Raw genomic sequence first — 25,247 nt, forward strand, 5'->3', positions numbered from 1 at the left:
GCCTTTCGCGAGAAGCTTCGAGCGCGGCGCTTGGAAACCGGGTCTCGACGAGCGGGAAGGAAGTTACGAGGAGAACTCGAAGCGGTCCCCGAGCTTGCCGCCCGCACCGTTCCACCAATCGCGGGCGTTCATCGGCTTCTTGCCTTCGGGCTGCACGGTGAGGAGTTCCACCGCGCCTTCCCCGCACGCGACGACGAGACCGTCGCCGAGCGTCAGGACTTCACCCGGCTCGCCTCGACCGCTCGCGGGCCTCAGCGTGTTCACCTTGAGGCTCTTGCCTTTCCAGGCCGTGAAGCTGCCCGGCCAACCGAAGGTGCCTCGGTAGCGGTCGTACACGCGTTGGGCGGCGTCCGTCCAGCGAAGCTCGCCGTCGGCCTTTTCCAGCATGCGCGCGTGCGTCGCCAGCGCGTCGTCTTGCGCGGTGGGGGAGAGGTGGTCGAGGTCGCGCAAGGCCCGCACGATGAGGCGGCTCGCCTGCTCGCTCAAGGCGCCCGCGAGCTCCACGTTCGTCCAGTTCGGCTCGATCGCGAGGGCTTCTTGCAGCAGAATCGGCCCGGTGTCCATGCCTTCGTCCGTCTGCATGATCGTCGTGCCCGTGACGGTCTCGCCTTCGATGAGGGCCCATTGGATGGGCGCCGCGCCTCGGTACTTCGGCAGAAGGCTCGTGTGCGTGTTGAGGAAGCCGTGCGGTGGCAACCGCAAAAGGGAGCCCGGCAAGATCTTGCCGTACGCGCACGTCACGGCGACGTCGGCGCCGCTGCTTTGCAGAACCTCTTCGAACTCGGCGTTTTTCCGCAGCTTTTGTGGTTGAGCGAGCGACAAGCCGAGTTCGCGCGCGCGAGCGGCGATCGGAGGCGGCGTGAGCTTCAAGCCGCGTCCGACGGGCTTGTCGGGCTGGGCGACGACGAGGACGACGTCGAACTCGGCGCGCACCGCTTCGAAGACGGGGAGCGCGAAGGCCGGCGAGCCGAAAAACGCGACTTTCAAGACGCGCGGCCTTCGAGTTCGCGCAGCTTCGCCTTCGCTTTGCGCTGCATCTCGGCGAGGGCTTTGCGGTGGCTGTCCGTCACGGCTTGCGGCAGGTAGTCGAGGAAGAGCTTGCCGCTCAGGTGATCCGTTTCGTGTTGAAAGACCCTGGCGAGGTAGTCCTCGGCTTCGCCCATCCACTCCTTGCCGTCGAGATCGGTGTAGCGAATGCGAACTTCCCGGAAGCGCGGCACGTCCTCCTCGTAGATGCCGGGAATGGACAGACAGCCTTCCTGCCCGAGTTCCTTGCGCTTGTCGAGCACTTCGAGCACGGGATTGATCATCACGTACTCGTGCAGCACGCGCGACTTGAGCGGCGGCTCCTTGCCTTCGTGCTCCTCTTCGTCGTCCTCGTATTCGGCGGCGACGAACATTCGCACGCCGAGGCCGATTTGCGGCGCGGCGAGGCCCACGCCGCGCGCTTCGTACATCGTCTCCAGCATGTTGCGCGCGACGTCACGCAAACTCGTGGCCGTGAAGCCCGGAACGACGACGGGCGCGTTCACATCCGCGATCGGCCTCGCTTTGCCGCGCAGGATCGGGTCGCCATACAAACGAATAGGGTAGATGGTGTTCGGCACAGTATTCCCAATTGTATCGAGCGTGAAGGCGGCTGGACAGTGAGACCTGTCAGGGATTGGCGCCCCTTCTGCGAACGTCGAGCGTGACCGTCACCATGTCGAGGCTTCGCGCGCCCGTCGGCAAGGCGAGATTCGCGCGCGTCGTGTACTGCCCTTCGCGGTACTGCACGCGGGCGACGACCCGCGTGAGGCGCGCCAAGGTCGCATCGTCGGCGAGGACGCGTACGCTCGGCGGGTCGACTTCGGCGCTCACGACTTCGAATTCGCGCGGAGAATCGGCGAGGGTGACGCTCAAGGTCTTGATGGGCAAGTCGCTTTCGTCGGTGCGCGTGACGCTGACGGTGGCGGGATTGAGGCGCAGATTCGTGATGGGACGCCCGCTGGCGTCGAGCGCGACGAGGCGCGCTTCGATCGTCGTGCCGCGCGCCAAGCTCAAGGGCACGGTGTAGACGTTGGCGACGCTTTCGGCGACGCGTTGGGGACCCGTGACTTGCACGGCGTTCGGCGTGACGCCGTACGTGGGAAGGGCGCGGTCGGGAGGCGTGGTGACGGACAGGCGCACGGGAAGCGTGCGCGTGATGGTGGTGTCGATGAAGCCGCTGGCGACCGTGGGCGAGAAGCGCACGACGCGCAGATCGTCGGGTGCTCGCACGCGAATCGTCGCTTGGAAGTCTCCTTCGCCGGCGTTCGTGACGTTGATGGTGGAGTCGATCGCCGTCGGGTCGAGGTTTCGCAAGGTGGAGTTCGGCCCGCTGAGCGTGACGCGCACGGTGCGGCTCGGGACGGTGACGCTGCGCCGCTCGCTGCCGAGCGTGGTGGGCGTGTCGTCCACGATTTGGAGTTGCGTCGTGAAGGAGCGCTCGACGATTTCACGTCGATCGGCGGTCGCGCCGAACCACAAGGCGACGGCGACGCCGAGCGCGGCGAGCTTTTGCGGCAAGTTGTGCAAGGTTCGGCGCGTAGCGTACGCCAGCCAGGAGCGCGGTTGCTTCACGGGCGATCCTCGTACACGAGTTCGCGCAGGCGCTCGCGAAGCTCGCCGCTCGACAGTTCGGGCGAGAGGCGACCGGCCATCGCGATGCGAATGGAGCCGCGCTCTTCGCTGACGACGACGACGACGGCGTCCGTGAGCTCGGACAAGCCGAGGGCGGCGCGGTGGCGCGTTCCGTAGCGGCGGTACAAGCCGTCACTGGATTGCAGGGGAAAGAGGCAGGCGGCGGCGACGACCCGCGTGCCTTGCACGATGACGCCGCCGTCGTGCAAGGGAGCGTTGCGCGCGAAGAGCGCTTCGAGGAACGGGGTGGAGAGGCGCGCGTCGAGCGTGACGCCCGTCGCGGCGTATTCGCCGAGCGGCGTGCGTCGTTCGATGGCGATGAGGGCGCCCGTCTTGCGCTCGGACATGCGCTCGGTGGCGCGCGCCAGTTCTTGCAAGGTGGGGCCGAGTCCGCCGGGCTCGCGCAACCTGGGGCGTCCGATACGCTCCAAGGCGGCGCGCAACTCGGGCTGGAAGACGACGACGAGGGCGAAGAGGCCGACGGTACCGACGCGGCTGAGGATGGAGTTGAGCGTCGTGAGGTTCAAGAGATCGGAGGCGAGCCAAGCGGCGCCGAAGATGACGACGCCGCGCAAGACGTTCACGGCCCGCGTGCCGCTGACCAGCACGTACCCTTGGTAGATGATGGTCGCGACGAGGGCGATGTCGAAGATGTCTTTGGGCCCGAACGCGCCGTTTGCGCCGAATAACACTCCTTGAATCTCCTTCTTGCGGCTCTGCCTGGCTTTCACTATAGCGACGGAAGCGCAATGTCGTACTTCGAGTCACCTTCGTTACGCTGAGTGCGAAATGATAAAGGAAGTTCTGCCAAATCAAAACGCACGAGAAGAAGTAAAGCCGTCGCTATTGACGCACGAAAGTCTGCTATCGTAATGAGAGCTTGACTTAGTTCTCATCGTGGAGTGGTCGTCGGCTGCTCCTCGTTGCAATGGGGGATTCGGATGAAAGGTTCTGTGCGCTACATCATCACCCGCCCTTGCCTCTCGGAAGGCAGCGTTCGCTTGCTCAAATACCTGGAGGCCGTCTTCCCGCTCGACGGATCCGTCACCCTTCTCGATGATCGCGGGCAGGAGTACGCGGCCCGCGTGGACCGTAAGCAAGGCCGCGTGTACGGTCTGCGCGACCTCTACAGTGCGCATAATCTCGGCGTGAACGACGTGCTGCTCGTCACGCCCCTCGCCGAAGCTCGCTACCAAGTGGAATGCGTAGTCAAACCCTTGCAAGAGCGCAGCGTGACGAGCGCGCGTCCGCGCCCTCCCGAGCCGCCGCAACGCGTGGTCGTCAGCGAAAGCCCCTATGTTCGCGAAGTGCGCTTCGAGCGCCGTTCGACGCCTGACGTGACGGCCGAGCCCGCGCCACGCGCCACCGAACGACCCGCCCCCATCGCTTCGCCCGTCGCCGTGCCCGCGGCCGTCGCGGTCGCCCCCGTCGCCGTCGCTCCCCGCCCGCTCGAACGATCCGAAGAGTCCACCGCTTCGGCGGGCTCTCCCGAGGATTTGCTTCGCGAGTTCGCCAGCCTCGTCGGCTACCGCTTCGAATGGCGCGCCCCGAACCTCGCGCGTCTGCGCGCCGAACTCGGCGCGCAGGGATACACGGTCCTCATCGCCACGGCGAGCGACATCACCACGACGCCCGCGTGGCAAGAAGACGCCGAGTACCGCGCCCTGCTCGTGCCCGAAGGCGAGCGTACCGTCGGCGCACGCCTCACGCACGAAGCCCTCGTGTCCCTCGTGGAAAGCGCGCGCCTCGCGCCCCTCACGCCGCTCGAACTCCGCGGCTACTGGAACACCGGCAACTTCGACCTCGAGAGCGCCGCGTCCGTCGCCGAACTCGTCAGCGCGCAGCTCAGCGCGCGCGGCGTGTTCTCCTTCGTGCTGATGACCCTCTCGCAGCACCCGGCGCACAGCGTCGTATCGAGCGCCCGCCTCGCCGAACGCCTCGGCAGCGGCGTGAACGGCGCCGAACTCGCCCGCGTCCTCGACACGCTGAGCGCCCCGCCGTTCGCGGCCCTCAGCCCGCTCGGAGGCGGTCAGTACTACCTGCGCGCGGACATTCCCGACGTGCTGCGCTCGCTGTGCGACTACGCCGACGGCTTGCGCACGCGCATCAACGCGGAAGCTCGCGTCGCCGCCCTCGCCCGCTGAAGACGCGAGCGCGAGCAAGGGCTGAAGATGCCCTTGCTCGCGCTCAACGCACTCTCGTCGCTCGCCGCGCGTCTCCGTCGTACGTCAAGCGCAGCAGCCAAGCTTGCGGAAAATCGTCGTAGTACAGCTGTCCCCACTCCATGATGCTAAGGCGGCTGTCGTCCACGAGGCGTTCCAAGTCCATGCTGTACAACTCGTCCGGATGCTTCACACGGTACGCGTCGACGTGCACGACGTCTCCCTCGGCGGTCGGGTAAATCTGCATGAGGGCGTAAGTCGGGCTCGACACCTCACCTGAAAATTTCAGGCTCGTCATCAAGCCGGTCGTCAAGGTCGTCTTGCCGCTTCCAAGCTCACCTTCCAAGAAGAGCAGGCCGCCGCGCGGCAAGGCCGACGCGAGGGACGCGCCGAGCGCGCGCGTCTCCTCCGCGTCTTGCAAGAACAAGGACTCCCCGATTTTCATCCCGCTCGTAAAACGTTCTTCGAGGTCAGGAGGTGATCGCGCCACGCCGCCACGTCACCCTCGCTCGGAATGTGGGCGACGAGCGCCGCACCGTCGAGCGGCAGCACGAACAGGCAGCCGTGCTCGAAGTCGAGGCTTCCGAGTTGCGCGCCGCTGGAGCGCGCGACGAGCGCGGCGAGGTCACGCGCCGCCTTCAGCAAACGGTCTTCGAGTTGCCCCCACGTGACGCGCTCACCGCGCAACAAGGCCAACTCGCCGCCCGGTGCCCGCAAGCCTTCCAGCGCGTTCGCCAGGGGATCGGCGGGCGGGGGCGTCGGCTCGCCGAACAAACCGCCTCCACTCGCGTCGAACACGCCGAGCAAGTCCGACAAAGCGTCCGCACCGAAAGTGCTCGTGAGTTCACGGGCCGCTTGAAATTCCGCGCGCGCCTCGCCGAGCAGCGCTTCGGCTTGCACAATCGCTTTTTCGTACTTCGCGCGCGCCTCGATCGACAACTGGCCGAGGCGGCGCGAGCGCCGCAGAAAGTCGGCGAGTCGTCCGAGCTTCACGATCGTCTCGCCCGCGAGGTTGCGGTACTCGTCGTACTCCTGCACGACTTTTTCCGCGCGCTCGTCGAGCTCGTCGCGCTCGCGCGCCAAGGCGGCCATGCGCTGATCGAGCTCGGCCCACAAGTCGTCGAGCGACACGACCTCGCCGCGCTCCAAGGCCGCTCGGGCTTCCACGATGCGTGGTGCGAGCGCTTCCGAAGCCCCGCGTACGGCGCGCGCCGCGCTTTCGAGCTCGTACGTGTCGCGCGTGAGCGCCAAGAGGCGCTCGGTGCGCTCGGCGTCCTGAATGACTTGCGTCGCGCTGGCTTCCAACGTCCCGATGATGCTTTCGAGGCGGGCGAGTTCGTCCGGAGCGAGCGCGCCGCCTTCCAGCGTGCCGCGCGCCACTTGAAGCGCCAGTCGAGCGTCCGAACGCGCGGCGCCGAAGGAACCGCTTTCCCCGAGCGCTTCGAGACGCCGCCCGAGGTCCGAGAGCCGCTCGCGCTCGTGCGCGAGGACCACCGCGTGTTCTCTCGCGAACGCCTCTCTCAAGGCGGGCAAGGCGGGCCCGAGCACTTGGCCTTCCGCCGCTCGCTGCGCGAGCCCTTCGAATTGACGCGCGAGGTCGGCGCGCACGCGCAGCAGCACCGCCTGGTCGCGCGCGAGGTCGGCGAGATCGCGCGCCTCGCTTTCCCGGTCGAGCTCCCGAAGGCGCTCGGCGGTTTCGGGAGCGAGCAAGCTCGCGTCGGGCAACTCGTTCGCCGGAACCGTTCCGAGGTCGGCGACGACGCTCGACTCGACGAGCTTTCGCAAGTCCAGCGCGAGGCGCCGCGCCCGCTCCACTTCGGCAGGCGACAAGGTGTCTTGCACCTGCGCTTCCTCCACCTGCGCGATGAGACCTTCGAGACGTCGCAGCTTCGGTCCGCCGATGCCCGAGAAGCGCTTGAGTTCCGACTTCAGCTCGGCGATGTCCTGCGCTTGGGTCACGAGGCCTTCACTGAGACGGCGCTCCAGCGTCGCGACGAGTCCCATGCCTTCGTCGAGCAAGCCCGGCACGCTCTTGCCCGCGTCCATCTCGTTGCGCGCCACGTTCAAAAGCGCACGCAACTTCTGGACTTCGGGCCAGTCGAAGTACAGCGAGAAACGCCTCGCCGACCCTTCCAAGGCAACGAGGATCGAGTCCTCGTTGCGAATCGCGGTGTTCTTGTTGCTGTCTTGGTCGAGCGCGTCGAGAACGTCTTGCACGCGCTTTTTCGCGAGGGGCGCGGGCACGCTGAGCTGCAGGCGTTTGAACACGTCGCGCTTGAGAAGGTCGGCGATGTCCGTGTGGTTGAGGTCGGCGAGCGTCTTGCCGCGCGCGCGGGCGCCGCTGTCGAAGATGCGTTCCAGGGCTTTGGGCGACACGAGGTCGCTCAGCATTCGTAAGGGCGTACGGTACAGCATCGTCTACCTCCTCTCGAGGCCTTCACGTTCGAGTGTGGTCGAGGCGAGCGGCGAAATCAAAGTTCCTCGTCCCACTCGACGGCCGCTTGGGCACGGGCGGGCTCGGCAGGACCGCGCCGGGCGAGCAAGCCGAACTGCATGCAAATGCCGCGCAAGCCCCACGTGGACAAGCCGATCGCGAAAGCGAGCGAAAGCGCCCACACGAACTGGCCGAGCGGATGTTGAAACAAGCTCAAGTTCGTCAGGAATCCGAAGAATCCCGCGCCGGTGAGGCCGTGCAGTAGCGAGCCGATGCTGGCCACGCCTTCCAGCATCGCGGGCAGCAGCAGCAAGGTGAGGGCCGCCCCGATCGCGCGCCAATACGGATTGCGTCCGCCGAACGCGAGGTTGAGCAGGTACAGCGGATAGAACGCCAAGAGCGCCAGAACGATGAATACCAAGCCGGACAGCCATCCGGTCCATACGCGCGCGACGCCGGACGACGTCGCGTCAAGCGCGCTCGGAGCGGCGTTCGTCGCGGCGCGCTGCAGGTTGGAGGCGCTCCCGAGCAGGGCGCGCACATCGTTCACCCGAATCGGGGCGCTTGCGGAGAAGCGCTCCAAATCCTGCGCGAGCGCGGTCGCTTCCGGGGTACTCCGCACGTTCGCGGGCAACGCGTTGAGGACGCGAAACGCCTCGGTGATTTGCTCGCGCGCCCCCGATAGATCGCCGTGGCCGCTCGCCGTGAGAGCAAGACCGAGCGGCGCGAACAGCGCGTCGACGCTCGAAGGGCTCGCGGCGGGAGCGGTCGGGGTGGCGGGGGCGGTGGGCGCCGCCGGAGTGGTCGCGGCAGGCGCCGTCGAAGGCGGTGAAGCGGCGGGCTCCGTGCTCGGCTGGGCGGGCACCGTGACAGGCTGGGCGGTATTCGAGCGCTGCGCGGCTTGGGTGAAGCGCGCGACGCTCGCGCGCAAGTCGCTCAGTTGACGCGTGAAGGCCGCCGTGTCACCTGCCGTGAGGCTTTGCAGGGCCGCCACGAAGTCGCGGCTGTTCAAGTCGCCCGCGCGCGGCGAGTCTTGCACGAGGCTGAACCAGCTCGTGGCGCGCGCCGTTTCCAAGTACGCCGCCGCGCGCGACGCCGGGTTGACCGCGTCGAGCGACGATCGAATCTTGTTCAAGGCGACGCGTTCGAAGAGCAGGCGTACACGATCGACGTCATTGGCGCGCGCCGCCGACACGACCCGCGCACGCGCGGCGCCCTTCATTCCGACGTCGTCGGCGAGCACGCCGACACCCACGACGCCGCTTGTCTCGGCGCGGCCGAGCGCTTCGAGGCTTTCGTCGTGCAACGCCTTGCGCAGGAGGCCGCGTACTTGCGTCGTCTGCGCTTCCAAGTCCACCGGCGAACGGGCGATGGCGATGCGCGCGTTTTGCAAGGCGTCGCGGATGCCGCCCGCGAGAGGGGACGTGCCGAGCGTGGGCGCGACATTGGCGAAAAGTGCGCGGGCGCGGTCGATGTCGGCCAAGCTGCGCTTCGGGTCCGACCGCTGGTCGGCGAGCGCCGAACTCAGCGCGGACGTGATGTCCGGGTACTGCCGTGCGAACGCGTCGACGCCCTGCGCCTGCGCCAGCGGCGCGGTCAGCAACGCCAGCGTCCAAAGGTGACGGGCCTTGGTCATACGGTCTCCTTGAGAGCGGACAATTCAACGATGAGACGTCCGAGGTTGGTGCTGCCGCTCGCGAGGACGCCCACGAGGTGAACGTCGAGGGTCTTGACGCACACGGTGTGTGCACCGAGGTCCGCGCAGATCAGGCGGGTGGGGCGGTCCGCCGTGATGACCGGGAGGTGCGCGACGAGCCGCGCGAGGGTGTCCGAGCCGCGAGGTACGCGCGACCGCACGACCTTGCCGGTGTGGTCGCACACCACGACGCCCACGACACCTTCGAAGCGCGCGAGGTCGGACAACAGCTCGTCTTGCCCCGACGGGTGGGAAAGCACGTACGACTTGCCGCCGCCCGCGTCCTCCGGATCGTCGAGGAGGAAGTCGTCGAGATCGAACTCGAACTCCTCGTCGACTTCGTCGTCGGAGGTGGCGGGCGTGGGCGTGGCGCTCGCCTCTACGGGCGCGCTCGACATCGGGGCGGACGAGGCGCTTTGCAAGGTGGCGTCGTCCCACACGGGACCGCTCGCTTCGGGAAAGAGGGTGGGCGCCTTGGGATACGAGGCTTGCAGACGTGACGCGAGCAGGGTGAGCTCCGCACTCGCCCGGGCGGGCGGCATGACTGCTATGAGGCGCTGCTGAAGGGGACCGACGATGACGCGCTGCATCTCCTCGGCGGTCACGTCGTCGGGCGTGAGGCCCGAGTCATGCAAGGCGGCCCGCAGCATATGATCCGCCGCCCGCTCGGACACTACGCGCGCCAACGCCTCACTCACCATGCTGTATACGAAGTTCGACATCAAAACAAGGTTATTATAAGCGGTTTCTCATGACGCTCTTGTTAAATAACCGCCTCATTCGCCTCACTCACGGACGCTCGTTAGACTGAAGCGTGACCTCTTTGACTTCTCGCATCGGCGCCGAACTCGATCGGCTTCGCTCCAGCGGTCTGCACATCTCGCCCCGAGTTCTCGAAGCTCCACAGCGCGCCCGCACGCGCGTCGCGGGCCGTGACGTCGTGAACTTGGCGAGCAACAACTACCTCGGCTTCTCCGACCACCCCTTCCTCAAGGAGCGCGCCGAGGCGTTCGTGCGCACGTGGGGTGTCGGCGCGGGCGCCGTTCGCACGATCGCCGGAACGCTCTCGATTCACGAGGAACTCGAAGAGAAGCTCGCGGCCTTCAAAGGAACCGGAAGCGCCCTCGTGTTCGGAAGCGGCTTCACCACCAATCAAGGAGTGCTCGGCAGCTTGTTGCAAGAAGGCGATCTCGTCGTCTCGGACGAGCTCAACCACGCCTCGATCATCGACGGACTGCGCCTCGCGAAGGCCACGAAGAAGGTCTTCAAGCACAAGGACATGCAAGATCTCGAGCGCGTCTTGGCCGAGCATCCCACCGACGGCCTCAAGCTCGTCGTGACCGACGGTGTGTTCTCGATGGACGGCGACATCGCGCCTCTCGACGAGATCGTGGCGGTCGCGCGACGTCACGGCGCCGTGACGTACGTCGACGACGCGCACGGTTCGGGCGTCCTCGGTGAGGCGGGACGCGGCACCGTCCACCACTTCGGCTTCGAGCACGACGACGACGTCATCCAGATTGGCACTCTCAGCAAGGCGTGGGGCGTCGTCGGCGGCTACGCGGCGGGCACGCACGACCTGCGCGACCTGCTCATCAACAAGGCGCGGCCCTTTCTGTTCAGCACGGGCCATCCCCCGGCCGTCGTCGGCGCCCTTCTCGCCGCGATCGAACTCGTGCAACGCGAGCCGCAGATCATGGAGCGCTTGTGGGAGAACACCCGCTACTTCAAGGCGGAGTTGCGGCGCCTCGGTTTCGACACCTTCGGTTCGCAAACGCCCATCACGCCCGTCATCTTTGGCGAGGCGGCGGCGGCGTTCGCGGCGAGTCGAATGCTGCTCGAACGCGGCGTGTTCGCCGTCGGCATCGGTTTCCCCACCGTACCCAAGGGCTTGGCGCGCATTCGCAATATCGTCACGGCCGATCACACGCGTGACGACCTCGACCTCGCGCTGGCCGCCTACGAATTCGTCGGGCGCGAACTCGGCGTCGTCGCGGGCTGACGTCCGCGCGAAGCGAACGGCGGAACCCTTGCAAGGGTTCCGCCGTTCGCCGTGGGGCTCTCTCAGCGCACCACGAGGACGTCGACGGGCGCCGCATGGCTGACCGCGTCGGCGGTGCTGCCAACGAGGGCGCCGCCGAGCACACCCTTCGTGCGACGCCCGATCACGACGAGGTCGGCTCCAACCTCGCTCGCGACACGCACGATGGCGTCGGCGGGCCGAGCCGCCTGCACGAGGTGCTCGCTGACGGTCAGGCCGCGCGCACGCGCCTGGGCGGCGACACTTCCCAAGTGACGTTCCCGTACGACGCGTTCGTTCTCTAGGGCGTCGGCTTCGAGCATCTCGCTGCCCGGCAGGGAAGCCGCCATGTTCAAGAGCGGGCTCGCCGTCACCGGTACGACCGTCACGACGTGCAGGGGCGCGTCGAAGGCGGCGGCGAGGGCAATGGCCCGCTCCACGGCGCGCTGCGAGTGCGGCGCGCCGCCGGTCGCGACGAGGATACGGCGATAGAGCGTGTCAGGACGGGTCATGCCGCATCATACCTCAATCATTCCAAAACAAATAATTCCAAATGGAATCATCTGATAGAGTGCCTTCATGGACGTCCTCTCCGATATCGACTCGCTCGCGTTCATGCGACGCGTCGGACGACTCTACCGCCACTTGCACGTGGCGCTTCAACCCCGCCTCGAACAGACCCTGGGACTGCATCCCAAGGAAGTCCAAGCGCTGAGCGCCGTCGCCCTCGGCCAAGACTCGCCGAGCGCCATCAGCGCTCGCCTCGGCAGCCCGCCGCCCTCCACGAGCCGCCTCATCGACCGTCTCGTGGAGGCCAACCTCTTGGAACGCCACGGGCATCCCGACGACTTGCGCCGTTTTCGCCTCGTCCTCACCGAACGCGGCGCACACACCCTCGAAGAAGCGCGCGCGCTCGCCCGAACTCGGCTGAACGAACTGCTCGGCGGCGTCCCCACCGAAGAACTCGCCGACGCCGACCGAGCCCTCGCACGCCTCGAAACTCGCCTCGGCTGGGAAAACGACTGAATGACACACCGTGACAAGATGCAAGCCTTCGCGGGCGTCCTGCTCGTGCTGTTCCTCGCCTCTCTCAACACCACCGTCGTCGGCACCGCCTTGCCACGGATCATCGCCGACCTTGGCGGAATGAACGTCTACACCTGGGCCTTCACCGCCTACACCCTCGCGCAAACCGTCTCCATCCCCGTGTACGGCAAGCTCAGCGACTTGTACGGCCGCAAACCCGTCTTGCTGTTCGGCATCGCCTTGTTCACGCTCGCGTCCGCCCTCGGCGGGTTGTCGCAAAGCATGGGCTTCCTCATCGCTTGCCGCGCGTTGCAAGGCCTCGGCGGCGGCGCCCTCATGAGCATGGCCTTCGCCGCCATCGGCGACTTGTTCACCCTCACGGAGCGCGGCAAGTACCAAGGACTCAACGGCGCGGTCTTCGGAGTATCGAGCGTCCTCGGCCCGTTGCTCGGCGGCTTCCTCACCGACCACCTGTCGTGGCACTGGGTCTTCTTCGTCAACGTGCCCGTCGCCGTCCTCGCCTTCTGGTTCATCGCCCGCTTCTTCCCGGCCAAGCGCGAGCGAGGCGAAGCGCGCATCGACGTGCTCGGCGCCTTGCTGCTGACGGCGGCCGTCGTGCCTTTGCTGCTCGCCTTGACCTGGGGCGGCACGACCGATCCGTGGACCTCCCCGAAGATCCTCGGCCTGCTCGCCTTCGCCGCCGCGTGCACGGCCGCCTTCGTCACCTGGCAGGCGCGGACGCCCAGCCCTATTCTCGCGCTGAACTTGTTTCGCAACCCCACCTTCACCTTCGCGAACATCGCCGGATTCTTCAGCACCGCCGGTTTGTACGCCGCCATCTTGTACCTGCCGCTCTTCATGCAAGGCGTGCGGGGCGTGTCCGCCTCGAATTCCGGCATCGTCCTCGCGCCCCTCATGCTCGGCATGATCGTCACGAGCACCGTGGCGGGCTTCATCGTGAGCCGCGTCGGCCGCTACAAGCCGGCTATTCTCGCGGGCCTCGTCGTCATGACGGGCGCGTTGTTCTTCGGCACCCGTCTCACGCCTGACACGGCCACGAGCGTCGTCGTCGGCCTCATGATCGTGCTGGGGCTCGGCCTCGGGCCGACGGGCAGCCTGTTCACGCTCGCGGTGCAGACCAGCAGTCCCAGGGCGCAACTCGGCATGGCGACGAGCGCCAACCAGTTCTTTCGCAACATGGGCGGCACGATCGGCGCGGCCGTCTTCGGCGCCGTGCAAGCCAACCACCTGCACGCCCTGCCGACGCTTCTCGCGAGCAGCACCCGCGCGTTGCCGAGCTCGCTCGCAGTGGCCGTCGCCGATCCCAACATCCTCAGCAACCCCTCGGCCCTCGCCAAGCTCCACGCTGCCGTCGCGCCCCTCGTCGGCGAGGCTGGCTTCGCACGAATCCTCGCGACGATGCGCGGCGTTCTGACCGACGCGGTCACGAACGTGTTCCTCCTCGCCGGGTTGGGCATGACGGTCGCGCTGCTCGTGACCCTCGCGTTGCCGAACCTCAACTTGAAGAGCGTTCGTCCTCAACCCGAGACGCCGCGTGCCCCCGAAGTCGAAGCGAAACCGCTTGCGGGCGTTGGCGTTCGGGAACGCTGAGCGCGAGCGGCCCTTCCCCTGCGGACCGTCCTGCCTCGTTCGTCTCGATTTGGCCCAACAATTCCGACTCCACGAAGATGGTGGGTGAAGACGCGCTCGGTCGTTTCTGCGGCCGAGCGCGCTGACGTCTCTCGGCGCGTCGCCACCAAGAGAAGACGAGGTCGGGACATTGTCGTCGAGCAAGCCGACGTGCCCCTCCTCCAAGTCGCGTGGTGGGCTTTGGCATTGCACCGAGTCGATTCTTGGCGCTTCTGTCCTGTCGGAACTCGTGCTCGTGCTGACAGGGAATTCGATTTTGACCGCTCGACGGCTCGCTCGAGGTTCGAGAAGACGGTCGGCTCGAAGTCGAAAGGAGGAGCGCGTCTGCCATCTCACGTGGAGGTGCAGTGTTCTCTTTCGTCTATCCCGGCTCCGGTCACTGCTAAACTCACTAGATAGAAAAGCGTAATTGACAATCTATATATCATGGGTTTACAGTCATTGCAGATGGTTGAAGCGCGATTCCCGTGCCGAGACAGGTAGAGCCCTCCTGAGTCCAACGGGCCGTCCGTTTTCCGAATCCTTTCGCCGCCGAGACGACCCTGACGATTCAGCCCAACGCCCGAGTCCGCGTCGAACTCTGATCGACAGCACGAGCAACGTTCCACGTCCGTACGTCAAGCACGATAGACGCCGATCCGATCGGCACTGGAGAAGGGAGAATGAGCATGCGCCCCGAGGAACTTCTGGAAGCCACGAAAGAACACCTTCGCCACCTCCACGCCGAAGCCGATCTCGAACGGAGGCTGAGCCCGCTCGAGCGACCGAAAACGATCCTGAAGTGGCGCAGATTCTTCATTCCCGTGCTCCTGCCGACCGTCGAACGATTGGCTCCCTGAAGACCCGACCGCCGCTCCGCCGAACGGCAGAAGTTTTGCGCGCACTCGGTGGTCACGGTGACATCGGCACATGACGCACGAAGCGGGTGATGCGGGGAGGAGTGGCCTTCCACAAGATGCCGCCATCAGAAAATCGGCGACGCGATGACGAATTGTCGACAGCCTTTACACTGAAAGCCCCATGCTGCCAGCACGTCACTTTCCTGAGAGGACCTTCGCCACTCGGATCACGAGGCGCTCGTGACGGCACCGTCGCCCGCCGACTCGGTGGCCCGCGAAGTTCTCGGTGCGGTGAATTCCCGTGACGTTCTGATGCGCGTCAGCCTCCTGTGCGAACGCTTCCTGGGTGCGCGCGTCACGACGCGGTTGTTTCACCGCGTGAGTGTGGGAAGCGTGCATGGAGTCCGCCTCAGTGACGGCCGCGAAGTCGTGGTGAAGTTGCACCGAGCGTTCGCGCCCTTCAGGTACCTGAAGGCGCTCAACGAACTGCAAGCGCACGTGGCGGACGCGGGCTTCCCGGCGCCGAAGCCGCTCGCGCCGCCCGCCAGGCTGCCAAACGGAAGCGCCACGTTCGAAGCCTCCCTCGCACGAGGCGACCCGCCCGATCCGGACCGCCCCGAGCACCTCGCGTTGATGGCGAGCGGCTTGGCGTGGCTCGTGGAGTTGTGCGAGCCCTTCGCGTCGCGGGCAGAATTCGAGCCTTGGCTCGCGCGGCGTCGTGACGGCTTGTGGCCGATTCCGCACGACGCGCGCTTCGATTTCGTCGCCACCGCGCAGGGAGCGGCGTGGATCGACACGCTGGCGCGGCGAGCGCGAGCGCTCCTCGACGCGGATCCAGGCAGACGGGTGATAGGGCATCACGACTGGCGCCGCGAGCACTTGCGAGTACGGCAAGGACGGTTGTGCGCCGTGTACGACTGGGACAGCGTGGGCCGCTTCGCCGAGCCCGTGCTCGTGGCTGGCGCGGCGAGAACCTTCACGGTGGACTGGTCTCGCGTGGGGCAACGCCAGTACCCGACGCTCGAGCAGATGCACGAGTTCCTGGATGCGTACGAAACCGCGCGTGGACGACCTTTCTCTCGTGACGAACGCGCGCACTTCCGCGCGGCGTTGGTGTACGGCGCGGCGTACACGGCGAGGTGCGAACACTCCGACGACCGCACGAACTTCGGGCGCGGCCCGCTCGCGCCACCTCCCGACTTCGTACCAACCGAGAGCATGCGTGCGTTTCTGCAGGAGCACGGCGAAACCTTGCTGGCGGGCGAGGACTGACGCGAACTTCGCCCCCTCACGTGTCGTCAGCGCGCCGCGTGTAGGGTGACCGGCATGCTCTTCCGCTCGATCAAGGTCGCGTTGACGCTTCTGCTGCTTGGCTCCGGCGCTGGGTTCGCGCTCACCACGCGGCAACTCGTCGTCACGCCCGGCACGCCGACCGCCACGCTCGACGGCCGTTCCCTGACGCTGCAAAACGCACCGCGAATCGATGGCGGGCGCGTCCTCGTGCCGCTCGTCGAGACGCTCACCCTGCTCGGACTGCCCGCCGTGAATGTGAATGACGTCCCCCTGGAGGAATCCGGCGCGGTCCTCGTCGACAGCCAAACGTTCGTCGATCTTCGATGGCTCGGCACCGCGTCGAAGTTGACGTTCGACATTTCGCCCGACAACGCCCGCGTCACGATCACGACGCAGAACGCGCCGACCCTCGATCCTGGAGCGCCACAAGCGCGGTTCGCACCCGAGAAAAGCACGTACGCGCCCGGAGAGCGCGTCACGTACGTCGAGTACTCCTTCGATCCCGAGGGACAGGCGATCACGAAACGCGAGTGGACCGGACGGCAAGACGCCTTCTTCGCGCCGGGCGACTACGTGGTGTCACTGCAAGTGACGAACGCCCAAGGCAAGATGAGCGCGCCGCACACGCGTGTCGTCAAGGTGCGGGGCGCGGCGGTGGCGACACCGCTTCAATTCGCCCTTCGACACACCGCGCTCGGAGACACGTTTTCGGATTCGCTCGTGGCCAGCTATCCTTCGCTGCCGATTCGCGGCGACGCCAACGAGAACTTCCCGTTGCTGTTCAGCGACTCTCCCGAAAAGCCGTCGACGGCGGGCGTGTTGTACCGAGACGTGGTGTCGGGGCGCGCGCGTCTGCTCGCGTATCACGTCAACGGCCTCTCCGTGCCGGCGCGCGTGCAGGTGATAGCGCGAAACGTGGATGCACGGCCCGTCACGATCCGCTCGCTCGGCAAGGGTGAAACGGCACCTTCTCGCACCGAGGGCACGCTCGGGCAAGTCGCCTTGCTGGACTACTTCACGTCCGAGGCTTCCCCGCAGTTCGAACTTTTGCCAGGACGATTCTCGGCGGTGTACATCTCGCCGTCCCTGCCGATCGGGGCAGGCGTGAACCTCGTGCAGGACATCGAAGCCGACGGCCGGGTGGAGTTATCGTTCGTGATCTTGCCCGACGATGCGGTCCCCACGCCGGAAACGCTCGGGGCTTTGCCGATCTTGCCGCTGGACGCCCTGCATCAACGTGGCACCTTCCTCGGAGCGGTACGGCGCGTCCAAGTGACGCTCGGCACGCTTCCGGCTCGGTTGAACATCGGAGATGGCGTGACCGACACCGGCTTGGTCGGCACCGACGTCCTGACGGGAACACCGATGCGTCTCGCCGGGAATTACGGCGTTTTGTACGACGTGGAGGTGCTGGGTGCGGCGAACACCGTGATGGCGTTGTCGCCGCGTGGCGGCCTGTACCGAGGAGCGCTGCAAGTCTTCGACGCTGACGTGACGTCCACGGTGCGCGTGCCGCGTTCGGGCGTCTTGACGAATCCTGAGCGTCCGCTGTTGTTGTGGCGTTCGCAATCGGAGCGGTTGAACTTCAAGTTCGTGCCCGCCAACGGCTCGAACCTGCCGGTGTCCCTCGTGTTCTACCGTGCGCGACCGTGATCGTCTGAGCGTACGCTCGGACGATCACGGTCGCGCCTGAAGTGGAACGTCGAGCGAGCGTGTTGCCTTGCCGAAAGAGCCGGACCATGCGCCGCGGAGCCCTCTGACTTCAGACTCGTTCGACCGCGAGGACACACGTTCACTGCTTGGCCGTTCGTCTCATCTTCTGGAAGCGAGAAGCACGCACTCCATTTTGAAGCTATGGCCTGACAGGTAGGATGAGGGCATGAAGCTCGACGAACTTCGAGCCACGCTCAACGAGCACATCAACCGCCAGCCACGCGGTTTCAAAGCGCAGCTCGCCCACGAACTCGATGTCACTCCCACCTATATCAACCAAGTCCTCAGCGGACGCTTGCCCCTGCAGCTCGACCATCTCGCCATGATCCTCGAACGCCTCGAGCTCGAGTTGGTCGTCGCTCCGAAGGGCACCAACGAGCGCCTTCGCGCCGTCTTCAGCGATCCTTTCGTGCAACCGAAAGTCGAACGGAATGACACTTGAACTTCCCTCGGAGCTGGACGAGGTCCGAGCGGAGGTGCGCTCGTCGCCTTGCCGCCACGCTGCCGAGGCACCAAGGTTCTGAAATGCTGGACGAACGACGGTGGAGCTCTCCGGCCACGATAGGGGCGCGTCCGGTGACGTGACGCGCGGCGCGACACCCGACCCGCCGTCCTGGCAAAAGGCACCGCCGTTCGGCATTCACGCGGGCAGGTAAATCGGAGATCGGCCCATCCGGTACACTCCTTGAGATGGACACCGCCCAAATCGCGATCCTGGGATACAAGACGTTCCTGACGATGCTGGTCGTCATGGATCCCATAGGTCTCGCGCCGATCTTCATGGCGCTCGCCGGTGGCCGTCCCAGCTTCGAGCGCCGCTCGATCGCCGTGAAGGCGACGGTCGTCGCGGGCCTCATCATCCTCGCCTTCGGGTTGGCGGGGCGGCCCCTGCTCGAGCATCTCGGCATCAGCCTCGACGCGTTTCGTGTGGCGGGCGGTGTGCTGCTGTTCCTGATCGCCCTCGACATGGTCTTCGCGCGCACGAGCGGCACGAGGGAAACGCCCGCCGAGGAAGCCGAAGCGCAAACGCGCGAGGACATCTCCGTCTTCCCGATCGCGATTCCCCTCATCGCGGGACCCGGAACCTTGGCGAGCGTCATGATTCTCGTGGGGGACGCGCACGGCGCGCCCCTGCTGGTGGGCGTCGTGCTGATCGTGACCTTCGTGGTGCTCGCCTTGTGCTATCTCACGCTGCGTCTCTCGACGGTCATCGCGCGCCTCATCGGCCTCACGGGAGTGAACGTCGTGACGCGCGTTCTCGGGGTGTTGCTCGGCGCGCTCGCCGTGCAGTACATCGCCGACGGCATTCTCGGATTTCTGCGCGAGTTGCGCGTGTGATAAGCACGTTGGTACGAGCCTTTACGCCTAATGATCGATGAAGCTAAAAATAAAAGCCTGAAACGGGTGAGTCGAACAGTTTCACGGTTATACGCGTTTTAAACTGTGACCGTGAATGCCAACCTGACCGGGCCTATCCCCGACGTGGCGCACAAGCTCGGTGCGCCGCGCGTGCTGGTGCTCAACGCTTCTTATGAGCCGTTGCATGTGGCGTCCGCTAAACGTGCGATCACCCTCGTGCAATTCGGCATCGCCGAGGTGCTCGAAGAGAGTGAGGACGTCGTGCGTTCGCCCAGCACCACCATCTTCATTCCGAGCGTGATTCGCCTCAAGAGGTACGTGCGGCGCCCACGAGCGCATCCCGTTCCCTTCAATCGGCGCAACGTGTTGCGCCGAGACTTTTACACCTGCCAGTACTGCGGCTCGCGGCAAGAGCTCACGATCGACCACGTGCATCCGCGTTCTCGTGGCGGTCGGCACGCTTGGGAGAACGTCGTCGCGGCGTGCCGTGAGTGCAATCAGCGCAAAGGCAACCGCACACCCGAGGAAGCGGGATTGCACCTCAGCATGCCGCCGCGCGCTCCCACCTTCGGGTTGTACGTCGCCGGGTACTTCTCGGCGTTCCACGAAAACTGGAGCAAGTACCTTTACGGCTGAACTTCGTTCACGCACGGGGGAGGGCGCTAGAATGACCGTCATGCGCCTTCCTCTTCTTTTGGCGGCGTCGCTCGCGACCTTCGCGGCGTCGGCGTCGGCGGCGTTCGTGCCCGTTCCCTTTCTCTCTGAGACGCCCGTGCGCAAGTTCACCGCGCCTCAGTGGGTGATCGATCCCGCCAAGACGTACCGCGCGGAAATCGAGACGACGAAAGGCAAGGTCACGATCGAGTTCTACGCACAGCAAGCGCCGAAGACCGTCAATTCCTTCGTTTTCCTTACCCTCAACCGCTACTACGAGGGCGTGAAGTTCCACCGCGTCCTCGACGGATTCGTCGCGCAAGTCGGCGATCCGAACACGGTCACGGGTCCGCGCGCCACTTGGGGCCAGGGCGGTCCCGGCTACGGTTACTACTTGGAACTCGACCGCGCCTTGAAGTTCGACAAGGCGGGCGTCCTCGGCATGGCGAGAACGCAAGATCCTTATACCAACGGGTCGCAGTTCTACATCACCCTCGCGCCCACGCCGAGCCTCGACGGGCAGTACACCGTCTTCGGGCGGGTCGTGGAAGGCCTCGACGTCGTGCAGAGCTTGCAGAAGATCGATCCTTCGTCGCCTGCGGGCGAGAACGTGACGCCCGACGAGATCAAGACCGTCACCATTCTTGTGGACGACGGAAAGGCGACGCCGTGATCGTCGATCTTCGCTCCGATACCGTGACCGTGCCGGACGAGGCCATGCGCCGCGCCATGATCGAAGCGCCCGTGGGTGACGACGTGTACGGCGAGGACCCCAGCGTGAACGAGTTGCAGCAGGAAGCGGCGCGCCTGCTGGGCTTCGAGGCGGGCTTGTTCATGCCGTCGGGCACCATGACGAATCAAGTCGCGATCGCGGTGCATACTCGACGCGGCGAGGAAGTCATCGTGCCCGAGGGCGCGCACGTGTACGAGTGGGAGCTCGGCATGATGGCGACGTTCTCGGGCGTCGTGCCGCGCTTCGTGCACGCGCCTCTCGGCGTGCCCGATCCTGCCGACCTTCGCGCGGCGATTCGCCGCTCCATCCACCAAAGCCCGACGGGCCTCATCTCCTTGGAGAACACGCACAACAAGGCGGGCGGCACCGTGTTGCCACTCGACGTCATCGCGGGCGCGCGAGAAGTCGCGACGTCCGAAGGGTTGCCTCTGCACCTCGACGGAGCGCGCGTCATGAACGCGGCCGCCGCGCTGAACGTGCCCGTGTCGGACATCACGCGTCATTTCGACTCGGTGAGCCTGTGCCTCTCGAAGGGCCTGGGCGCGCCCGTCGGCAGCGTTCTGGTGGGCAGCAAGAAGTTCGTCGGCCAAGCGCACCGGTACCGCAAGATGATGGGCGGCGGAATGCGGCAAGCGGGCGTGCTCGCCGCCGCCGGACTCGTCGCCCTGCGCGACGGTCCCAAGCGCCTTGGCGAAGACCACCGCCGCGCCCGCGCACTCGCGTCGTCGCTCGTAAACGCCGGGTACGCCGTCGACCTCGCGTCCGTGCAGACGAACATGGTGTACGCGACCGTTCCCGACGCCGCGCGCCGCGCGAGCGAGTGGGCCGAGCGGGGCGTGAAGGCCAACGCCTTGTCCGAGAACTCGGTGCGTTTCGTGCTGCACCACCAGATCACCGACGAGATGCTCGCTCGCGCTATCGAGGTCGTGACGGCGCCCGTGCCCGCTTGAGGATTTCCCTTCTTTGCGAAGGCTCGCACGCTCGAAGGTGCGAGCCTTCCTGTAGGCTCACGAGATGACCGCGCCTTCCTCTTCCGAAGCGCCCGCCGCGCCGTCGGCCCTCACGCCTCTGACCGCGAATCGCGCGATCCTCACGTACGTCGTCGGCGCGTTCGGCGGGCAGTTGCTCGTCGGGGCCTTGCTGCCGAGTCGCATCGGCCTCGCGCTGCTCACGGGCGGCGTGCTGTCGCTCGTGCTGTTCACGCTGCTGTTCCGACCCGCGCTGCGTGAATTCACGGCCACGCCTCGTTGGCGCACCGCGCCCGACGTTCTCACGGCCCTCGGCGCGTTCGGCCTCGGCTTCGTCGCGTCACGCGGCCTCGCCGTGTTCATGCAGGCGGTTCTGCCCGGCAGCAGCGAGGCTCTGCAAAACTACAACTTGCAGTTTTCCTCGTCGGGGCCCGACTTGTGGTTGCTGCTCTTCGCGGGCGGTCTGTTCATTCCTTTCGTGGAGGAGCTCGTCTTTCGCGGATTCGGTCTCGCGGGCTACGAGAAGTACCGGGGCGTGTTGAGCGGCGCGCTGCTCACGAGCCTGCTGTTCGCGCTCGTACACGGCGTGCCCGCCCAAGCGATCGCGGTGTTTCCCCTGGGCCTCGTCATCGCGCGGGCCGTGCAGTTCACGCGGTCGTTCTGGACGGGCGTGATCATCCACGCCCTCAACAACTCCCTGTCGCTTGGCGCGGCGGCCTTGCTGCTCGGCAACGAGACGTTCAGCGACTTGTTGCAAGGCGGCGCGGCCTCGAACGTCCGCATCGGCTTGGGAGCGGGCTTCGCCGGGCTGCTGATCGGCGGCTTGGCCCTCTTCGGCGCGTTCTCGTGGCTGAGGGTGCGTGGCGTTCCTGCCTTGCAGCGCGGCCCCGTGTGGTCGGCGAGTCTTGTCGTGCCGATCCTGCTGTTCGTTCTGGCCGCCATCGGAACGGGCCTTGGCGACCTCCTGCGTCCCTTGCTGCCGACGTCATGATCGCCAAGCTCAAGACCGCCGCGCGCCTCTTGAAGCGAGACGTCCTCGCCTTGTCCATCGCGGCGCGCGATCCGCGCACGCCCGCGCATGCCAAGCTGTTCGCCCTCTTCGTCGTCGCGTACGCCCTGAGCCCCATCGACCTCATTCCCGACTTCATCCCCGTGCTGGGGTATCTCGACGACGTCATCCTCGTGCCGCTCGGCCTCTGGTTGGCGTTGCGCATGATTCCGGGCGACGTCATGACCGACGCCCGAGCGAAGGCCGCGACCATGACACGGCGCGGCAAGAGCGTCGTCGGGGCCTTGATCGTCGTGCTGCTTTGGGGCGTGCTCGTTGCCGTGGCGTGGTGGGCTTGGTCGAACCACGCCAAGTCGCCGTCTGCCATTGTGCCTATACACACAAGTGGGGCCGTGACGTAGCATTCTTGCCCAATGTCAAGCGCCTCCTCCATGACGCCGATCCTCTTCGCCGAAATCGCTCGGCGCTCGGTGAGACGGCACTTCGCGTATCGTGCGGCCGCCGTCGCGGGGCTCGTCACGAACGTGTTCTTCGGTTTGCTGCGGGCGTCCGTGCTGCTCGCCTTGCTGGGCGACCGAGGCAGCGTGGACGGCCTCGACGCCAAAGCGCTCGTTACCTACACGGGGCTCACGCAAGCGATGATCACGTACCTCTCGATCTTCGGATGGTACGACCTCATGAACACGGTGTCGCGCGGCGAGGTCGCCTCGGACCTTCTGCGGCCCGTGAGCTTCCTCGGCTTCTGGCTCGCGCAGGACGTCGGGCGGGCCGTCGCGGGCCTCGTGTTGCGCGGCGCGACCCTCATGGCGATTTATGCCTTGCTGTTCGATATTTTCGTGCCGACCGACCTTCGCGCGTGGGCGGCCTTGCTGTTGTCGCTGGGCCTTGCCTTGCTGGTGTCCTTCGGCTTTCGCTTTCTCGTGAACCTCGCCGCGTTCTGGTCGCCGGACGCGCGCGGCATCGGACGCTTCGCGTTCACGCTCGGCATGTTCTTGTCGGGCTTTCTGATGCCGCTTCGCTTTTTTCCCGAGTGGTTGCAGACGGCGGCGAAGTTCACGCCCTTTCCGTCGATGTTGAACACGCCCGTCGAAGTCTACCTCGGCGTGCTGAAGGGCCGCGACCTGACGCTCGCGTTGCTCACCCAAGCCCTGTGGGCGGCCGCCTTGCTGCTGCTCGCCCGCCTCGTTTTATCTCGAGCGACTCGCAAGCTCGTTTTGCAAGGAGGTTGACGTGCGGCACGCCTGGTCCACGTACCGTCGCCTGATCGGCGCCCAAGTGCGCTCCCAGTTGCAGTACCGCGTGTCGTTCGCGCTCGACGTGCTGTCCACGATGATGTTCACGGCGACGGAATTCGGAGCGTTCGCGCTCGTTCTCAACCGCTTCGGAAGCGTCGGCGGCTGGTCGCTCGGCGAGGTGGCGTTTCTGTACGGCCTCGTCGAGATCTCCTTCGCCTCCATGGACATGCTGTTCGGCGGATTCGACGCGCCCTCGTTCGGGCAGCAGATTCGCAAAGGCACCTTGGATCAACTGCTGCTGCGGCCCGTGAGCCTCACGCTGCAAGTGTTCGGCTCGGATTTCGCGTTGCGCCGACTCGGCCGCGTCGCGTCGGGCGTCGTGGTGTTCGGCTTCGCGCTCGCCCTCTCGCCGATCGATTGGACGCTATTCAAAGTCTTGTACCTGCCGCTCGTCGCCCTCGGGATGATTCTCTTCTTCGGAGGGGTGTTCGTCATCGGGGGCACGCTGACCTTCTGGACGGTGGAGGGCACGGAAGCCGTGAACGTCCTGACGTACGGCGGCAGCAACCTCATCGTGTACCCCATGAGCATCTACGAGGAGTGGTTGCGCCGACTGTTCACCTTCGTGATTCCGGCGGCCTTCTTGAACTACTATCCCGCCTTGTATTTTCTCGACAAGCCCGATCCGTTCGGCCTGCCCGAATTCGCGTCCTTCGTCGCACCCCTCGCGGGCGGCCTCGTCTTCCTCGCCGCCCTACTGTTTTGGAGGTTCGGTTTGAAGCACTATCAAAGCACGGGAACTTGACGATGATCGAAGTCGAACATCTCAGCAAGCACTTCACGGTGCCCAAACGTCACGGTGGACGCCTCGGCGCCTTACGAACCTTCCTGTCGAGAGAACACGACGTCGTGCGCGCCGTGTCCGACGTGTCGTTCAAGGTGGAGCGCGGCGAGATCGTCGGGTACCTCGGTCCGAACGGGGCCGGGAAGAGCACCACCATCAAAATGCTCGCGGGCCTGCTCGTGCCGACGTCGGGCACGTTGCAGGTGAACGGCGTCGTGCCGTGGCGCAGTCGGCGCGCCTTCGTCGCGAACGTCGGCGTCGTCTTCGGGCAGCGGACGACCTTGTGGTGGGACTTGCCCGTCATCGAGTCGCTCGAGTTGCTCGGACACATCTACCGCGTTCCGAAGCCGCGCTTCGAGGAGAACTTGAAGACGTTCACGGAGCTGCTGGCCCTCGACGGCTTCCTGAATTCGCCCGTGCGCTCCTTGTCGCTCGGGCAGCGCATGCGCGCCGATCTCGCCGCCGCCTTGCTGCACGACCCGGAGTTGCTGTTTCTCGACGAGCCCACCATCGGACTGGACGTCGTCGCGAAAGAGCGTATTCGCGAGTTCGTCGCGCACGTGAACGAAACGCGCGGCGTGACCGTCTTGCTGACGACGCACGACCTCGCCGACGTCGAACGCCTCGCGCGGCGCGTGATGATCATCGACCACGGCCAGTTGCTGTTCGATGGAAAGCTCGCGGCGCTCCTCGCGCGTTTCGGCGGCGAGCGGCACCTCGTCGTGGAATTCGCCGAGCCTGTCGCTGATCCGACGGTGGAAGGCGCGCGGCTCGTGTCGAGCGATTCCGTGCGCGCCGTGTTCGCCTTTCGTCAGGACGTGAGCGCCGCGACCGTCATCGCTCGCCTCTCGGCGCGCTACGGGGTGCGTGACCTCAGCGTGAAGGAACCTGACATCGAAGGCACCATTCGCGCGATCTACGAGGGTGGATTGCTGCACGCGTGATCGAAGC

General features: G+C 66.0%; 26 protein-coding genes. 16 read left to right on the forward strand and 10 right to left on the reverse strand.

Going from position 1 to position 25,247, the window contains the following annotated elements:
- Window positions 1–63: 63 nt before the first annotated feature.
- From fmt to cdaA, 4 genes are read right to left on the reverse strand one after another with little or no spacing between them, the layout of a single operon-like run.
- A complete protein-coding gene (fmt, locus tag DES52_RS02685; protein WP_110885252.1) occupies window positions 64–987 on the reverse strand; it encodes a methionyl-tRNA formyltransferase in 924 nt (307 codons plus the stop codon).
- On the reverse strand, window positions 984–1,607 hold the full coding sequence (def, locus tag DES52_RS02690) for a peptide deformylase (RefSeq protein WP_110885253.1): 624 nt from the start codon (window positions 1,605–1,607) through the stop codon (window positions 984–986). The genes fmt and def overlap by 4 nt, the downstream gene beginning before the upstream one ends.
- Before the next feature lie 49 nt (window positions 1,608–1,656).
- Entirely contained in the window at window positions 1,657–2,601 is a 945-nt protein-coding gene (locus tag DES52_RS02695) for a CdaR family protein (protein WP_110885254.1), read from the reverse strand.
- The gene (cdaA, locus tag DES52_RS02700; RefSeq protein ID WP_110885506.1) at window positions 2,598–3,353 is read right to left on the reverse strand and encodes a diadenylate cyclase CdaA; all 756 of its coding nucleotides are present in this window, start codon (window positions 3,351–3,353) and stop codon (window positions 2,598–2,600) included. The genes DES52_RS02695 and cdaA overlap by 4 nt, the downstream gene beginning before the upstream one ends.
- 249 nt (window positions 3,354–3,602) lie before the next feature.
- On the opposite strand from cdaA, the gene DES52_RS22775 reads away from it, so the two are divergent.
- Window positions 3,603–4,805 carry a hypothetical protein gene (locus tag DES52_RS22775; protein WP_110885507.1) on the forward strand — a complete coding sequence of 401 codons (1,203 nt, stop codon included), beginning with the start codon at window positions 3,603–3,605 and terminating at the stop codon, window positions 4,803–4,805.
- 43 nt (window positions 4,806–4,848) lie between these two features.
- Here the strand turns inward: DES52_RS22775 and tsaE are convergent, their stop codons facing one another.
- From tsaE to DES52_RS02735, 4 genes are read right to left on the reverse strand one after another with little or no spacing between them, the layout of a single operon-like run.
- On the reverse strand, window positions 4,849–5,268 hold the full coding sequence (gene tsaE / locus DES52_RS02710) for a tRNA (adenosine(37)-N6)-threonylcarbamoyltransferase complex ATPase subunit type 1 TsaE (protein WP_110885255.1): 420 nt from the start codon (window positions 5,266–5,268) through the stop codon (window positions 4,849–4,851).
- Entirely contained in the window at window positions 5,265–7,238 is a 1,974-nt protein-coding gene (locus tag DES52_RS02715) for a coiled-coil domain-containing protein (RefSeq protein WP_110885256.1), read from the reverse strand. The genes tsaE and DES52_RS02715 overlap by 4 nt, the downstream gene beginning before the upstream one ends.
- Window positions 7,239–7,294: 56 nt before the next feature.
- Complete coding sequence (locus tag DES52_RS22485) at window positions 7,295–8,893, reverse strand: hypothetical protein (protein WP_146237170.1); 1,599 nt, start codon at window positions 8,891–8,893, stop codon at window positions 7,295–7,297.
- Window positions 8,890–9,675, reverse strand: coding sequence for a roadblock/LC7 domain-containing protein (locus DES52_RS02735; RefSeq protein WP_110885260.1), 786 nt, complete (start codon window positions 9,673–9,675; stop codon window positions 8,890–8,892). The genes DES52_RS22485 and DES52_RS02735 overlap by 4 nt, the downstream gene beginning before the upstream one ends.
- A gap of 92 nt (window positions 9,676–9,767) precedes the next feature.
- Here DES52_RS02735 and DES52_RS02740 point away from each other — a divergent pair, with 92 nt between their 5' ends.
- Window positions 9,768–10,955 (forward strand): glycine C-acetyltransferase, encoded by a 1,188-nt coding sequence (locus DES52_RS02740; RefSeq protein WP_110885261.1) that lies wholly within the window; start codon window positions 9,768–9,770, stop codon window positions 10,953–10,955.
- Between the two features lie 62 nt (window positions 10,956–11,017).
- Here DES52_RS02740 and DES52_RS02745 read toward each other — a convergent pair whose 3' ends face one another.
- Entirely contained in the window at window positions 11,018–11,485 is a 468-nt protein-coding gene (locus tag DES52_RS02745; protein ID WP_110885262.1) for a universal stress protein, read from the reverse strand.
- A 67-nt stretch (window positions 11,486–11,552) separates the two neighbouring features.
- On the opposite strand from DES52_RS02745, the gene DES52_RS02750 reads away from it, so the two are divergent.
- Both DES52_RS02750 and DES52_RS02755 read left to right on the forward strand, forming a co-directional pair.
- The gene (locus tag DES52_RS02750) at window positions 11,553–11,999 is read left to right on the forward strand and encodes a MarR family winged helix-turn-helix transcriptional regulator (protein WP_110885263.1); all 447 of its coding nucleotides are present in this window, start codon (window positions 11,553–11,555) and stop codon (window positions 11,997–11,999) included.
- A complete protein-coding gene (locus tag DES52_RS02755) occupies window positions 12,000–13,610 on the forward strand; it encodes an MDR family MFS transporter (RefSeq protein ID WP_110885264.1) in 1,611 nt (536 codons plus the stop codon). It begins immediately after the preceding gene.
- A 656-nt stretch (window positions 13,611–14,266) separates the two neighbouring features.
- On the opposite strand, the gene DES52_RS22490 is transcribed toward DES52_RS02755, so the two are convergent.
- Window positions 14,267–14,533, reverse strand: coding sequence for a hypothetical protein (locus tag DES52_RS22490; protein ID WP_146237171.1), 267 nt, complete (start codon window positions 14,531–14,533; stop codon window positions 14,267–14,269).
- Between the two features lie 195 nt (window positions 14,534–14,728).
- Between DES52_RS22490 and DES52_RS02760 the strand changes: the two genes are divergently transcribed.
- From DES52_RS02760 to DES52_RS02815, 12 genes are all read left to right on the forward strand, one after another.
- Entirely contained in the window at window positions 14,729–15,760 is a 1,032-nt protein-coding gene (locus DES52_RS02760) for an aminoglycoside phosphotransferase/kinase family protein (protein ID WP_110885265.1), read from the forward strand.
- Between the two features lie 54 nt (window positions 15,761–15,814).
- Window positions 15,815–17,434 carry a stalk domain-containing protein gene (locus DES52_RS02765; protein ID WP_110885266.1) on the forward strand — a complete coding sequence of 540 codons (1,620 nt, stop codon included), beginning with the start codon at window positions 15,815–15,817 and terminating at the stop codon, window positions 17,432–17,434.
- Window positions 17,435–17,660: 226 nt separating this feature from the next.
- On the forward strand, window positions 17,661–17,936 hold the full coding sequence (locus DES52_RS02770; protein ID WP_110885267.1) for a helix-turn-helix domain-containing protein: 276 nt from the start codon (window positions 17,661–17,663) through the stop codon (window positions 17,934–17,936).
- 248 nt (window positions 17,937–18,184) lie between these two features.
- A complete protein-coding gene (locus DES52_RS02775; protein ID WP_110885268.1) occupies window positions 18,185–18,832 on the forward strand; it encodes a MarC family protein in 648 nt (215 codons plus the stop codon).
- A gap of 111 nt (window positions 18,833–18,943) precedes the next feature.
- On the forward strand, window positions 18,944–19,489 hold the full coding sequence (locus DES52_RS02780; RefSeq protein WP_245900603.1) for an HNH endonuclease: 546 nt from the start codon (window positions 18,944–18,946) through the stop codon (window positions 19,487–19,489).
- Window positions 19,490–19,529: 40 nt separating this feature from the next.
- Window positions 19,530–20,180, forward strand: a complete 651-nt coding sequence (locus DES52_RS02785) for a peptidylprolyl isomerase (RefSeq protein ID WP_245900605.1) — start codon at window positions 19,530–19,532, stop codon at window positions 20,178–20,180.
- Window positions 20,177–21,190, forward strand: a complete 1,014-nt coding sequence (gene ltaE / locus DES52_RS02790; RefSeq protein WP_110885270.1) for a low-specificity L-threonine aldolase — start codon at window positions 20,177–20,179, stop codon at window positions 21,188–21,190. Before DES52_RS02785 ends, ltaE begins: the two co-directional genes overlap by 4 nt.
- Window positions 21,191–21,254: 64 nt before the next feature.
- Window positions 21,255–22,199: a CPBP family intramembrane glutamic endopeptidase gene (locus DES52_RS02795; RefSeq protein WP_110885271.1), complete on the forward strand. Its 945-nt coding sequence runs from the start codon at window positions 21,255–21,257 to the stop codon at window positions 22,197–22,199.
- Window positions 22,196–22,618, forward strand: coding sequence for a YkvA family protein (locus DES52_RS02800; protein WP_110885272.1), 423 nt, complete (start codon window positions 22,196–22,198; stop codon window positions 22,616–22,618). Before DES52_RS02795 ends, DES52_RS02800 begins: the two co-directional genes overlap by 4 nt.
- Window positions 22,619–22,630: 12 nt before the next feature.
- Window positions 22,631–23,446 carry an ABC transporter permease gene (locus tag DES52_RS02805; RefSeq protein ID WP_110885273.1) on the forward strand — a complete coding sequence of 272 codons (816 nt, stop codon included), beginning with the start codon at window positions 22,631–22,633 and terminating at the stop codon, window positions 23,444–23,446.
- 1 nt (window position 23,447) lies between these two features.
- Window positions 23,448–24,257 carry an ABC transporter permease gene (locus tag DES52_RS02810; protein ID WP_245900607.1) on the forward strand — a complete coding sequence of 270 codons (810 nt, stop codon included), beginning with the start codon at window positions 23,448–23,450 and terminating at the stop codon, window positions 24,255–24,257.
- A gap of 2 nt (window positions 24,258–24,259) precedes the next feature.
- Complete coding sequence (locus DES52_RS02815; RefSeq protein ID WP_110885274.1) at window positions 24,260–25,240, forward strand: ABC transporter ATP-binding protein; 981 nt, start codon at window positions 24,260–24,262, stop codon at window positions 25,238–25,240.
- The last annotated feature ends 7 nt before the right edge of the window (window positions 25,241–25,247 follow it).

The sequence above is a fragment of the Deinococcus yavapaiensis KR-236 genome (genome assembly GCF_003217515.1).
GTDB lineage: Bacteria > Deinococcota > Deinococci > Deinococcales > Deinococcaceae > Deinococcus_A > Deinococcus_A yavapaiensis.